The organism is Arthrobacter sp. ZGTC412 (genome assembly GCF_002929215.1).
Classification (GTDB): domain Bacteria; phylum Actinomycetota; class Actinomycetes; order Actinomycetales; family Micrococcaceae; genus Arthrobacter.
In genome coordinates, this window is sequence record NZ_PJII01000002.1 from 309,311 (window position 1) to 321,735 (window position 12,425).

The window sequence follows — 12,425 nt, forward strand, 5'->3', positions numbered from 1 at the left end:
TTAGATTGCTCGCTTCCTTAGCCGCCGGCGCTCACGCTCGGAAAGGCCTCCCCAGATGCCGAACCGCTCGTCATTCGCCAGGGCGTACTCAAGGCACTGGGACCGCACGTTACAGGCACCGCAGACCTTCTTGGCGTCACGGGTGGAGCCGCCCTTTTCGGGAAAGAACGCCTCGGGGTCGGTCTGGGCGCACAGCGCGTCCGTCTGCCAGCCGAGCTCGCCTTCGTCATCAAAGTCCTGCTGGAAGGGCAGTCCGATCCAAACAGGCTGTGCCGTTCCGGCCGCCAGCTCCATGGGCGGATCGAGCTCGTCCTCGGAGTCCTGCCCGCCGTCCAGCAGTGCTTCGTGCTCGGCAAGGAAGGCTGTTGCCTGGTCCTGCAGGAAGTCCTTGTTGTTCGTGTTGTACCGCTCCGCAGCGTCAGGATCGGCCGGATCGACGTACCAATCGCTGGGTACCCCCCGTGCACGGTATCTTGCCGTTGCCTGGCCGGCCACGACGGCATCTTCCTGGATACGCTCTGCTTGCCCCACGGCGCCCCTCCTGATGTTGCAGCTTCTGCCTGGATACGTGGACACTCGGTTGTGTGCCGGTATTTACGCAGGTGCCTTTAGTTACCTAATTACACGCGTGTAACTAAGGTGAGTCAAGCCGCTGCCCGGATAATAATCACCAACAGCCCCTAAATGGTGCACGCCACGCCCGAACTTTTGCCCGTCTTACCCATCGGCGGACTGTTTATGCAAGGCGTCCGCTTCAAAAACTCGGGTTTTAGCGGCCCGAACGGCACAGCAGAGTAGATGACGCTTCTTTTTCTGCGACGAAGGTCACGCCGGCGGTCCCCTTCAAATCACTGCCGGGCCCAGTGACCGGGCCCGTCCGCAATGGCAGGATTGAGCCATGACTACCCCGGCAATCGATTTGATGACCAGCCTTCGTTCAGGCAACTCCTCTGCGCCTCGCCTCACCTGGTACGGCCCGGACTCGGAGCGTGTGGAGCTGTCCGGAAAGGTGCTGGACAATTGGGTGGCCAAGACCAGCAACCTCCTCCAGGACGAACTGGACGCCGAACCCGGCATGCGGCTGGCGCTGGACCTGCCCGCGCACTGGAAAGGACTGGTCTGGGCGCTTGCCGCCTGGCAGCTCGGCCTTGAGACAGTCCTGAACGGCGGTGAAGCCGACCTCCTGGCCACCGCCCGGCCGGAGCCGGCAGCAGGTAAGTACGACGCCGTTGTGGCCGTTGCGCTGCCCGCCCTGGCCATGCGCTGGGCCGGCGAACTGCCGGCCGGTTGTCTGGATTACGCGGCGGAAGTGCGCTCCCACGGAGACGTATTTATGCAGCACACCGAGGCCGACCCCTCGTCCTGCGCAATCGTTGCGCAGGACGGCCGCCGGCACTCCCACCAGGACCTGCTTGACGGCTTCGCAGTGCCCCATCAAGAGGCCGTCCGGCTGCATATACCGGGACAGGACGGACTGGAGGCGGCGTTGGCCAATGCGCTGGGCGCGTGGCGGCTCGGGGGTTCAGTGGTACTGACGCACCCCGATGTGGAGCCCACGGAGAAGCTGCTCGCCGCGGAACGCATCCACGGCAGCTGAAGGGCTGCTCCTGCCGTCTTGCCCTTACTTTTTGGGCTGGGCGGGGTCTTCCGTGAAGGTCTCGCGCTCTGCCACACCGGTGCCGGCACCGGCGTCTTTGGCATGGTGGTGGAGTTCAATGAGCTCGTGGTCGTGTGAGAACTCGGGGTCCTGGTCCAGTTCCTTGTTGAACACCAGGAACCGGTAGGCGAAGAACCGGACCACCGTGGCCACCAGGATGCCTGCCACTCCTGCGAAGAAGAGCATGTTCTTGTCGGTGATGCCGAACCCGTACTTTGCGAGGGCAGTGAAGCCGGTGGAGATGCCGATTCCGATTCCGTTGATAAGGATGAACATCAGGAATTCGCGCAGTACGTTGTCCTGCCGGCGGTGCCGGAAAGTCCAGAGACGGTTCGCAATCCAGGAAAAGATGGTGGCTACCGAAGCGCCGACAAAGCGGGCCTTGGCCTCGCTGTCCGTCATTGGACCGTGCATAAGGTAATACGTAAGGCCGTTGTCGATGACGAATGCCACACCGCCTACGGCCCCAAACTTGGCTACCTCGCGCCAGAAAAGCGAGGCGAGCCCCCGGACTCGATCTGCAAGTGTGTTAAACATGACCCTCCATGGCCGTTGGAACTATGGGCCACTCGGCCAAAGGCCCATTTTAGCCCCCGAAACTGAGGGGCAGCCCCCTAGGGTTCGGCAGGTTGGGACGCGGCGGTGCGAAAACTCCTCCCCGCCGCGTCCCAAAAGCGGGATACCGGGCGGTCTTCGGTAGGCTGGCCTATGTGACTTTTCCAGTAATAGGTGTGGTTGGCGGCGGCCAGCTCGCGCGAATGATGGCCCCAGCCGCGACTGCACTCGGCTTTGAACTCCGTGTCCTGGCCGAGGGCGAGGACGTTTCCGCCGTCCCGGCAGTGCCCTCCTCTCCGGTGGGCGACTACAAGGACCTGCAGACCCTTTTGAAGTTCTCCCAGGGCCTGGACGTCATGACCTTTGACCACGAGCATGTCCCCACGGCCCATCTCCGGGCACTGCAGGAAGCCGGCGTCAACGTACAGCCCGGCCCCGACGCCCTCGTGCATGCGCAGGACAAGCTGGTGATGCGGGCCGCAATCGACCGGCTGGAGCTTCCCAACCCAGTGTGGGCCTCGGTGGCAAATGTGGCCGAACTCATCAGCTTCGGAGAGGACACCGGATGGCCGGTGGTCCTGAAGACGCCCCGCGGCGGCTACGACGGCAAGGGTGTGCGGATCATCTCCACGGCGGAGCAGGCTGCCGAAACCACCGAATGGTTCGAGGCCATGAGCCCCCTCCTGGCGGAGGCAAAAGTCGAATTCACGCGCGAACTTTCCGCCCTGGTCGCCAGGACGCCCGACGGCGAAGCCCGGGCCTGGCCCGTAGTGCACACCATCCAGGTCGACGGGGTGTGCGATGAAGTCATCGCCCCCGCCCTGGACATCCCGGTGGAGGTTGCGGCCGCAGCCGAGGACGCCGCTTTGCGCATAGCCCATGAACTGGGAGTGACAGGGGTCCTCGCGGTGGAGCTCTTCGAAACTCCGGGTACCGGAGCAGGGTTCCTCATCAACGAACTGGCCATGCGCCCCCACAACACCGGCCACTGGACGCAGGACGGGTCGGTCACCAGCCAGTTTGAACAGCACCTTCGGGCGGTCCTGAACCTCCCGCTGGGCGCCACTGACGTCCTGGCTCCGGTAGTGGTGATGAAGAACTTCCTGGGCGGCGACAACCATGACCTGTTTTCCGCCTTCCCGCTGGCGCTGGCCAGCGAGCCGGCTGCCAAAGTGCACTGCTACGGCAAGTCGGTACGGCCGGGCCGGAAGATTGGCCATGTAAACCTGGTGGGGTCATCCACCGCAGAAGTTGACGACGTCCGACGCCGTGCAGGAACCGTGGCGGGCATCATTCGGGACGGGCGGGTACCCGCCGAAGAACCGCCGGCAATTTTTGAGGAGAAAGCATGAGTGCCGAAGCCACCCTTGCCGCCGGTTCCGCCGGCAACCCGCTGGTAGGCCTGGTGATGGGTTCGGATTCGGACTGGCCGGTCATGGAAGCCGCGGCTGACGCCCTTGCAGAGTTTGGCATCCCCTTTGAAGCCGACGTTGTATCCGCCCACCGCATGCCCACCGAAATGATCCGCTATGGCCAGACAGCTCACGAGCGCGGGCTTCGGGTGATCATTGCCGGCGCCGGCGGTGCCGCCCACCTGCCGGGGATGCTCGCCAGCGTTACTCCGCTCCCCGTGATTGGGGTTCCGGTCCCGCTGAAGACCCTGGACGGCATGGACTCCCTGCTGTCCATCGTGCAGATGCCTGCCGGTGTCCCCGTGGCCACCGTTTCCATCGCGGGAGCGCGCAATGCCGGACTCCTGGCGGTCCGGATTCTTGCAGCAGGCACGGATGAGCTTGCAGCATCGCTGCGCGCTGACCTTCTTGAGTTCGCAGCGGACCTGAATGCCGTGGCCTCCCGCAAAGGGGCAAACCTGCGGCAAAAGGTCAGCGAGGTCTTCGCCGAAGGCAACGGCCCGCTCCGGGGCAGCCGTTAGGAAGGCGGCCATGGCCAGCAGCAAGCTCCAGCAGTCCGCTTCGGAGGCAGCGCTCACCGACCCTGTACGCTACCCGGACAGCGCTTCCTCTCCGGTCCGGACCAAGCGCGGCTTCGTGCTTGTGCTCCTGACGCTCCTGGTGCCGGGCAGCGCGCAACTTGTAGCGGGCGACCGCAAACTCGGGCGCGCGGCACTCCGGGTGACGCTCTGCGTGTGGGCGGCCCTGCTGCTTGCCGTGCTCCTGCTGCTGCTCAACCGGCCCGTGCTCATCAACATCATCACCAACTCCTTTTCCTCGCTCGTCATCGTCATCCTGCTGGTGGCACTCGCTGCAGGCTGGGCAATTCTGTTTCTCAACACCCTGCGGCTCATCCGCCCGGTCCTGCTGGCTCCGCCCGCACGGCCGGTCGTCGTGATTTCGCTGGTTTTGGCGATGGTCCTGGGCAGCGGAACGCTCGGTTACGCTGCCTACCTGCTCAACGTGGGACGCAACGCCATCGGCAGCATCTTTTCCGCCGGCCCCGCGATCGACCCAGTGGAGGGCCGCTACAACTTCCTGATGATGGGCGGAGATGCCGGTGACGACCGTACCGGCAGGCGCACAGACAGCCTCTCGGTCCTGAGCGTCGATGCCAAGACCGGCCAAACGGCCATCATCTCCGTGCCCCGGAACCTCCAGAATGCCCAGTTCAGCGAAGACTCCCCCATGCGGGCCATTTACCCAAACGGCTACGACTGCGGTGACGCGTGCCTGATCAACGCCATTAACACCGAAGTGACCAACGAGCACGCCGACCTCTATCCCGGCGTCGCAGATCCCGGCGCCCAGGCCACGCTCGAGGCCGTCTCCGGGACGCTGGGAATCACAGTCCAGGCGTACGTGCTGGTGGATATGGAGGGCTTCTCCAAGCTCATTGACGCGATGGGCGGCATCAGGATCAAGGCCGGGGGCTGGGTGCCTATCAGCGGCGAGACCATTGATGAGGCCAACGGCATCCACGGTATGCCCCTGGGCTGGATCCCCGCGGGCGACCAGACGCTGGATGGCTACACTGCGCTCTGGTACGGGCGGTCGCGCGAATTCGTCGACGACTACGCCCGCATCCAGCGCCAGCAGTGCGTGCAGCAGGCAATGCTAAAGCAGCTGGACCCGGGCACGCTGCTGGCCAAGTTCGAGGAGATCGCCAACGCCGGTACCAAAGTAGTGGACTCCAACATCTCTTCCTCGCAACTGGGAAGCTTCGTGGACCTGGCCATGAAGGCTAAGGGCCAGGACATCAAGCGCCTTACCATCGGCCCGCCGGACTTTGACGCCGCCTTCTCCACTGTGCCCAACTTCGACGTCATCCACACCCGGGTGGACCAGCTGTTGGCCTCAGCATCGGAAGCCCAGTCCGCGGGGTTGCCGGACGACGCAATGGTGGTCCCGAGCGCGGCCGGCGGGCACCTGCTGGCTGCACCGGTCCGCTATCCCGCAGCCCCGCTGCTGGCGGGCGGGACCCCGGCGCAGCAGTCTCCCCCGGCGTCGGACTTCACCCCTGTGACCACCACCCCTGCCGGGGAGCCGATCACCGAAGCGATGCTCAACGAGCTCAAGAGCCAGGGCGACGAGCAGACTATCCGGGAACTTGTGGCGACCAACGGCCAGTGCGCCCCGTTGTAGCCGCTGCCACCACACCCCCCTACCTACCTACGGAACGGACACCGCCTTGTACGAGATTGACAACGTCCTCCGGGACTATGCCTGGGGATCGACGACGGCGATCGCCGCATTGCTGGGGCGTCCGGAGTCGGGAAGTCCGGAAGCAGAGCTGTGGATCGGTGCGCACCCCGACTCACCGTCCCTGGCCCGCCTGCCCGAGGACGGTTCCACTGCCGCCTTGGACGCCCTGATAGCCGGTGACCCGGAGCACTTCCTCGGCTCGGACTCCGTGGCGCGTTTCGGTCCCCGGCTGCCCTTCCTCGCCAAAATCCTGGCGGCTGCCCAGCCGCTGTCCCTGCAGGTCCACCCGAGCCTGGAACAGGCGAAGGCGGGCTTTGCACGGGAGAACGCCGAAGGCCTGGCCGCGGACGCCCCCAACAGGAATTACCGGGACGACAACCACAAACCCGAGATGATCCTGGCCCTGACGCCGTTTGAGGCGCTGTGCGGCTTCCGGCCGGCAGCGCAGACCCGGGAAATCCTGCGGCACATAAACGCGGCCTTTGATGCCAATGAGGGCGCGGCGCCCACACTGGTCAGCGCCCTGCTGGGGGATCTTGAGCACAGCAACGAAAGCGCCGGCCTCCGGAAAGCCTTCGAACGCCTGATCACCGGCGGCAAGGCCGTGGCTGAGGATACGTCCCTGGTGGTAGCCGCATTGCTTGCCGGAGCTCCCCTGGCTCCCTTTGACGCTGAACTCTCAACAGCGATCAGCCTCAATGAGAGGTATCCCGGCGATCCCGGAGTCCTGATCTCGCTGCTGCTGAACCACATATCGCTTGAGCCGGGCGAGGCTGTCTACCTGCCCGCCGGGAACGTCCACGCGTACCTGCATGGCCTGGGCGTTGAGGTCATGGCGTCCTCGGACAACGTCCTGCGCGGCGGGCTCACCCCGAAGTTCATTGACGTCCCCGAACTGCTGCGGACCATCGACTTCCAGCCGGTCGCGGTGCCGATGCTCGAGGCTGAGCGGACCGTGATGGACCAGGAGCTCTTCCGCCCGCCTTTCGAGGAGTTCCAGCTGCAGCGCATCGAGCTCTCACCCGACGCCGGGCCCGTACCGCTGGCACAGTCGGGTGCGGCAGTGGTGATTGTGGTTGCCGGGGATGTCTACCTGGATTCACCCAAGGGCGACCTACGGCTCTCCCGGGGTGGCAGCGCCTTCCTGGCTGCCGCCGAGGCTCCCGTCAACGTTCATCCCGTGGCCGGCAGCACCGAGTCTGCGCTGGCGTTCGCCGTGACCACCGGTTTGCAGCAGACTGCCGCAGGCAGCTAGCAACAGCAACGGGCGACGACGGCACCCGGGCGGGTGCCGTCGTCGCCCGTTGCTCTGATGCGGCTAGTTGCCCGGGCGCAGCTTTTGGACCACCGGACGGATCTGGCCGGCCGCGCTCTTCAGCAGGCGCCGCGCCGTTTGAAGTCCGCGGCGGGCCAGCGGCATGGCCTGCGAGTAAGCGGAGTAGAACGGCGAAAGCGGTTTTTCCCAGGTGCCCAGGAGCATGTTTTCGTGCTTCGCGAACTGCTTTTTGAAGTCGGAGATGCCGTCGTTGAGGAGGCCGTTGAAGTCGTACCGGGAGCACCCGTCTTCGCGCATGGCCTGCAGGGCTGCCCACTTCACGCCGTAGTTGACCCGCTGCTTTTGCCCCTCGGAGGAGACGCCGCCATACAGCTCGAAGGCGGTGGAACCGCTCCTGGCCAGCCAGACGAAGGCCAGCATCTGCTCGCCGTCGAAGGCTGCGATGATCGGCGACCCGTCCCCCATGTTCCTGAAAATGTCCCGGTAGTACTGGTCTTCATGAATGCCAAAGCCGGCGCGCTCAGCGGTCTCGTGGTAGGTCGCGAGCACCTGCTCCAGCTCGGCGTCATTTTTAACCTTGCGGAACTCCACGTCGCTGCGCATCGCCTTGCGGATGTTTGCCCGGGTGGACTTGGACATCTCGGCCATCAGTTCGTCGTCAGTCCGGGTGAGGTCCAGGATGAGCGTGCGCGGAATGAGGACAGTATTGGTGGTTGCCCGGAAGCCTGCCGACGCTACGGCGCCTGCGAAGTCCGAGTCCTGGTCCCAGTCCGGTTCGATGCTCAGGGCCACGCCGCGGTGACGGGCGGCGGCATGGTCTGCCAGGCGGCTAAGGACGGCAGGGGCGTTTTCCACCGAACACATCGGGCCCCGGGGAATGTAGACCAGGGCGCGGAAGGGGAACGGAAGCCGGCGGACCAGCAACTGCGCGCAGCCTACCGTGTTGTCGCCGTCGTTGATCAACACCCGGTCCACCGACCAGCCATGCATGGCCTTGGTTTCGCCCCAGCCCCAAAGCTGCTGCGGATGTCCCTTGAACCGGTCAACGTATTCGTCCCAGAGGGCGCGGTCAGTACAGGGCACAACAGCAGGAATCATGGCTTCAACCCTATACCAAGGCCTCAAACGCCAGATCCCCGGAGCACGCTGCGGTGCATCCGGGGACCTGTGCTGGCTGCGGTGGGGTCAGCTCTTGCGGGCGTACCCTTCCCACTTGCTGGCTTGGTGCTCGCCGTCCACAAAGCGGATGGTACCGGACTTGGAACGCATCACGATGGACTGGGTGAGGACCTTGTCCCTGGAGTACCGGACACCCTTGAGCAGGTCGCCGTCCGTGATGCCGGTGGCGGCAAAGTAGCAGTTGTCGCTGGAAACGAGGTCGTTCGTGGACAGGACCCGGTCCAGGTCGTGTCCGGCGTCGAGGGCCTTCTGCTTCTCTTCGTCGCTGGTGGGCCACAGCCGGCCCTGGATAACGCCGCCCAGGGACTTGATGGCGCAGGCAGCAACGATGCCTTCGGGGGTGCCGCCGATGCCCATCAGCGCGTCCACGCCGGTACCGGAACGTGCAGCGGCGATGGCGCCGGCAACGTCGCCGTCCATGATGAACTTCGTGCGGGCGCCTGCTTCGCGGATCTCCTCCACCAGCGGGCGGTGCCGGTCACGGTCGAGGATCATGACGTTGAGCTGGTTGACCTTGACGCCCTTGGCCTTGGCGATCAGGTGCAGGTTCTGCTTTACGGGGAGGCGGAGGTCCACCATGTCCGCAGCTTCCGGGCCGGTGACGAGTTTCTCCATGTAGAACACCGCGGAGGGGTCGAACATGGAGCCGCGCTCGGCCACAGCCAGGACGGCCAGGGCGTTGTTGATGCCCAATGCAGTGAGCCGGGTTCCGTCGATGGGGTCAACTGCCACATCGCATTCCGGGCCCGTGCCGTCGCCAACGCGTTCGCCGTTGAACAGCATGGGGGCTTCGTCTTTTTCGCCTTCGCCGATGACCACTACGCCGTTGAAGTGGACAGTCTGGAGGAAGGAGCGCATGGCGTCGACGGCGGCGCCGTCGGCCTTGTTCTTGTCGCCGAAACCAACCCAGTGGCCGCCCGCGATAGCCGCGGCCTCGGTAACGCGGACGAGTTCCAATGCAAGGTTGCGGTCCGGCTCATCGATGCCCACCGCCAGGGACGGGGAGAGCGTGGAGTACTTCTGGGTCATGGACGCTGGTGACACGTTAACCTCTTCTTCGAGTGGCGATCATTGAACCCGCCCGGCCGGAACAGCCGAGCGGTGATTCCTCTGATACCGATCATAGTCGCGGCACCGGGTTCCGGCGGCGGGATGACGCGGCGGCGCAATGTACGCGGAGGCCGGGTTCCGGGTGGGCTGCTCCGGGGCGGACCGAATGTGAGTTGCACACCGGGATGGGCGACTATAGAGGGGTGAATGAAATGCAGGAAAAAACCAGCCCTTCCCCCGAACCGGCAGGACCCGGAAGCAACAGCGGATCCAGCGGGGCGGGTGGGCAGGGCCCGGTTAAGCCGGTTATTCCGGCGGCAGCAGCCAAGCGGGCCAACGCGTCAGTGATCGGCATGATCATTGCCCTGATGGTGAGCATCGCTGCCTTCCTGCCCATCGTCCTGATGAATCCCTCCCCCAAGACCGACGGCTACCGTCCGGACATCGACGTCAGTGCCGCGGCCCGGAATGCGACAGACGTGGCGGGATTCACACCGGTAGCGCCGGACACCGGCAACTCCTTCCGGGCGAACTACGCGCGGTGGGAAGCCGGAACGGGCAGCGGCGTGCCGGCATGGGAGGTGGGCTACATCACGCCCAGGGAGTCCTTCGTCGGACTGGTCCAAACCCGCAGCGCCAACCCCACCTGGCTCCTCCAGCAGACACAGAACGCTCCGGTCACCGGCTCGCGGAACGCGGGCGGCCAGGAATGGCAACTGCGCGATACCGGCAAGGGCGAGAAGTCGATGGTGCTTGAGTACCGCGGGACCACCGTCATTCTCGCCGGCGCCGCCCAACTTGACGAGTTCGCCACCCTGGCGGACGCCGTCGTGAAATCCCTGGACAGCAACCCTGCCGTCACAGTTTCACCTGTGGCCAGTACCGCACCGTAAGGTAAGGCGGGTGACTACCTACCTGACTCCTGCCCTCGCCTGGCGCCGGATGCGCGAAGGAAATGAGCGCTTTGTCGCCGGCGAATCCTCCCACCCGAACCAGGACTCCTCCCGCCGGTCCTCACTGGTGGAAAACCAGCATCCCTTTGCCGTGATCTTCGGCTGCTCCGATTCACGGCTCGCCGCCGAAATCATCTTTGATGTCGGGCTCGGCGACGTTTTTGTGGTGCGTACTGCCGGACAGGTCATCGACGACGCCGTCCTCGGCTCGCTGGAGTACAGCGTAAGTGTGCTTGGGGTACCGCTGATCGCCATCCTGGGGCATGACAGCTGCGGCGCCGTCAGCGCCACCAAGGCCGCGGTGGACACAGGTGATATGCCGACTGGCTTCATCCGGGACCTCGTGGAGCGCATCACCCCGTCGGTGCTGACCTCCATGCGCCAGGACAAGCACGAGGTCAACGACATGGTGGTGGAGCACGTCAAGCAGACCTCCCAGCGGCTGGTGGATAGCTCGCGTGTGATTTCCGACGCAGTTGAAAGCGGACGCACCGCCGTCATCGGCCTCTCGTACAGCCTGGCCGAGGGCCGCGCCAACGTTGTTTCCGGGATCGGTGAGCTCTAGGGGAGGGGTGAAAAGCCGCCCGTAGCATGCTCTTCACGGTTTTCGATGGGGTGCAGGATCGCCCTAAGCTAGCCCCATGACTTCCACTGAAGAGTTCCGCATTGAACATGACACGATGGGCGAAGTCCGCGTCCCCGTGAACGCACTGTACCGCGCGCAGACGCAGCGGGCAGTGGAGAACTTCCCCATCTCCGGCAAGACCCTGGAACGTGCACACATTGAGGCGCTGGCCCGGGTCAAGAAGGCTGCCGCCCAAGCCAACGCTGAACTGGGTGTGCTCGATGGCGAGCTTGCCAAGGCCATTGCAGACGCAGCGGATGAGGTGGCTGCCGGCAAGTACGACGGCGACTTCCCCATCGACGTCTTCCAGACCGGCTCCGGCACGTCCTCGAACATGAACACCAATGAGGTCATTGCCGAGCTTGCCACCCGCGCATTGAAGGCCGCCGGCAGTGACAAGGTTGTCCACCCGAACGACCACGTCAACGCCTCGCAGTCCTCCAATGACGTGTTCCCCACGTCGGTGCACGTTGCTGCCACGTCCGCCCTGATCAACGACCTCATTCCGGCCCTCGGCTACCTCGCCGAGTCCCTGGAGCGCAAGGCCGTGGAGTTCAAGGACGTGGTTAAGTCCGGCCGCACGCACCTCATGGATGCCACCCCGGTAACCCTCGGCCAGGAGTTCGGCGGCTACGCCGCCCAGGTGCGCTACGGCATTGAGCGCATCAACGCCTCTCTCCCCCGGGTTGCCGAGGTTCCCTTGGGCGGCACCGCTGTTGGAACCGGCATCAACACCCCCGCCGGCTTCCCGGAGCGCGTTATCGAACTGCTGGCCACGGACACGGGGCTGCCCCTCACCGAGGCCCGCGACCACTTCGAGGCCCAGGCCAACCGCGACGGCCTCATCGAGGCGTCCAGCCAGCTGCGCAACATCGCCATCTCGTTTATGAAGATCAACAACGACCTCCGCTGGATGGGCTCCGGCCCCAACACCGGCCTCGGTGAAATCGCGATCCCGGACCTGCAGCCGGGCTCTTCGATCATGCCCGGCAAGGTCAACCCGGTCATCTGCGAGGCCTCCATCATGGTGGCCGCTCAGGTGATCGGCAACGACACCGCCATCGCCTGGTCCGGAACCAACGGCGCCTTCGAACTGAACGTTGGCATCCCGGTCATGGCCGCCAACCTGCTCGAGTCCGTCCGCCTGCTGGCCAACACCAGCCGCGTCATGGCGGACAAGATGATCGACGGCATCACCGCCAACGTGGAGCGCGCCCGCTTCCTGGCCGAGGCATCACCGTCCATCGTGACCCCGCTGAACAAGTACATCGGCTACGAAAACGCCGCCAAGATCGCCAAGAAGGCCGTAGCTGAGGGGCTCACCATTCGAGAGACCGTCGTCGCCATGGGCTTCCTGGAGCGCGGCGAGGTCACCGAGGAGCAGCTGGACACCGCCCTGGACGTCATGTCCATGACGCGCCCGCCGCACAAGGCCTAGGTCCCCGCTAAGGGTCCACGACGGCCGCCCACCTTC

The 12,425-nt window shown here is 64.9% G+C and carries 12 protein-coding genes; 8 read left to right on the forward strand and 4 right to left on the reverse strand.

Going from position 1 to position 12,425, the window contains the following annotated elements:
• Positions 1–531: a WhiB family transcriptional regulator gene (locus CXQ88_RS04515; protein WP_104042966.1), complete on the reverse strand. Its 531-nt coding sequence runs from the start codon at positions 529–531 to the stop codon at positions 1–3.
• A 367-nt stretch (positions 532–898) separates the two neighbouring features.
• Between CXQ88_RS04515 and CXQ88_RS04520 the strand changes: the two genes are divergently transcribed.
• On the forward strand, positions 899–1,597 hold the full coding sequence (locus tag CXQ88_RS04520; RefSeq protein ID WP_104042967.1) for a TIGR03089 family protein: 699 nt from the start codon (positions 899–901) through the stop codon (positions 1,595–1,597).
• A gap of 24 nt (positions 1,598–1,621) precedes the next feature.
• Here CXQ88_RS04520 and CXQ88_RS04525 read toward each other — a convergent pair whose 3' ends face one another.
• Positions 1,622–2,194 (reverse strand): GtrA family protein, encoded by a 573-nt coding sequence (locus CXQ88_RS04525; protein ID WP_104042968.1) that lies wholly within the window; start codon positions 2,192–2,194, stop codon positions 1,622–1,624.
• A gap of 173 nt (positions 2,195–2,367) precedes the next feature.
• Between CXQ88_RS04525 and CXQ88_RS04530 the strand changes: the two genes are divergently transcribed.
• The 4 genes from CXQ88_RS04530 to manA are packed head-to-tail and all read left to right on the forward strand — an operon-like array spanning position 2,368 to position 7,123.
• Positions 2,368–3,564: a 5-(carboxyamino)imidazole ribonucleotide synthase gene (locus tag CXQ88_RS04530; protein ID WP_104042969.1), complete on the forward strand. Its 1,197-nt coding sequence runs from the start codon at positions 2,368–2,370 to the stop codon at positions 3,562–3,564.
• Positions 3,561–4,145 (forward strand): 5-(carboxyamino)imidazole ribonucleotide mutase, encoded by a 585-nt coding sequence (gene purE, locus CXQ88_RS04535; protein ID WP_104042970.1) that lies wholly within the window; start codon positions 3,561–3,563, stop codon positions 4,143–4,145. Before CXQ88_RS04530 ends, purE begins: the two co-directional genes overlap by 4 nt.
• A 10-nt stretch (positions 4,146–4,155) precedes the next feature.
• On the forward strand, positions 4,156–5,808 hold the full coding sequence (locus CXQ88_RS04540; RefSeq protein ID WP_104042971.1) for an LCP family protein: 1,653 nt from the start codon (positions 4,156–4,158) through the stop codon (positions 5,806–5,808).
• Between the two features lie 46 nt (positions 5,809–5,854).
• Complete coding sequence (manA, locus tag CXQ88_RS04545; RefSeq protein WP_104042972.1) at positions 5,855–7,123, forward strand: mannose-6-phosphate isomerase, class I; 1,269 nt, start codon at positions 5,855–5,857, stop codon at positions 7,121–7,123.
• 63 nt (positions 7,124–7,186) lie between these two features.
• Here manA and CXQ88_RS04550 read toward each other — a convergent pair whose 3' ends face one another.
• Together CXQ88_RS04550 and glpX are read right to left on the reverse strand one after the other, a co-directional pair.
• Entirely contained in the window at positions 7,187–8,242 is a 1,056-nt protein-coding gene (locus CXQ88_RS04550) for a lipid II:glycine glycyltransferase FemX (protein WP_104042973.1), read from the reverse strand.
• Positions 8,243–8,329: 87 nt separating this feature from the next.
• Positions 8,330–9,352 (reverse strand): class II fructose-bisphosphatase, encoded by a 1,023-nt coding sequence (gene glpX, locus CXQ88_RS04555; protein WP_181037422.1) that lies wholly within the window; start codon positions 9,350–9,352, stop codon positions 8,330–8,332.
• Between the two features lie 233 nt (positions 9,353–9,585).
• On the opposite strand from glpX, the gene CXQ88_RS04560 reads away from it, so the two are divergent.
• The 3 genes from CXQ88_RS04560 (at position 9,586) to CXQ88_RS04570 (ending at position 12,389) form a co-directional block, all read left to right on the forward strand.
• Positions 9,586–10,266 carry a DUF4245 domain-containing protein gene (locus CXQ88_RS04560; protein WP_104042975.1) on the forward strand — a complete coding sequence of 227 codons (681 nt, stop codon included), beginning with the start codon at positions 9,586–9,588 and terminating at the stop codon, positions 10,264–10,266.
• Positions 10,267–10,276: 10 nt separating this feature from the next.
• Positions 10,277–10,891 (forward strand): carbonic anhydrase, encoded by a 615-nt coding sequence (locus tag CXQ88_RS04565; RefSeq protein ID WP_104042976.1) that lies wholly within the window; start codon positions 10,277–10,279, stop codon positions 10,889–10,891.
• A 76-nt stretch (positions 10,892–10,967) separates the two neighbouring features.
• Positions 10,968–12,389: a class II fumarate hydratase gene (locus CXQ88_RS04570; protein ID WP_104042977.1), complete on the forward strand. Its 1,422-nt coding sequence runs from the start codon at positions 10,968–10,970 to the stop codon at positions 12,387–12,389.
• Positions 12,390–12,425: the final 36 nt, after the last annotated feature.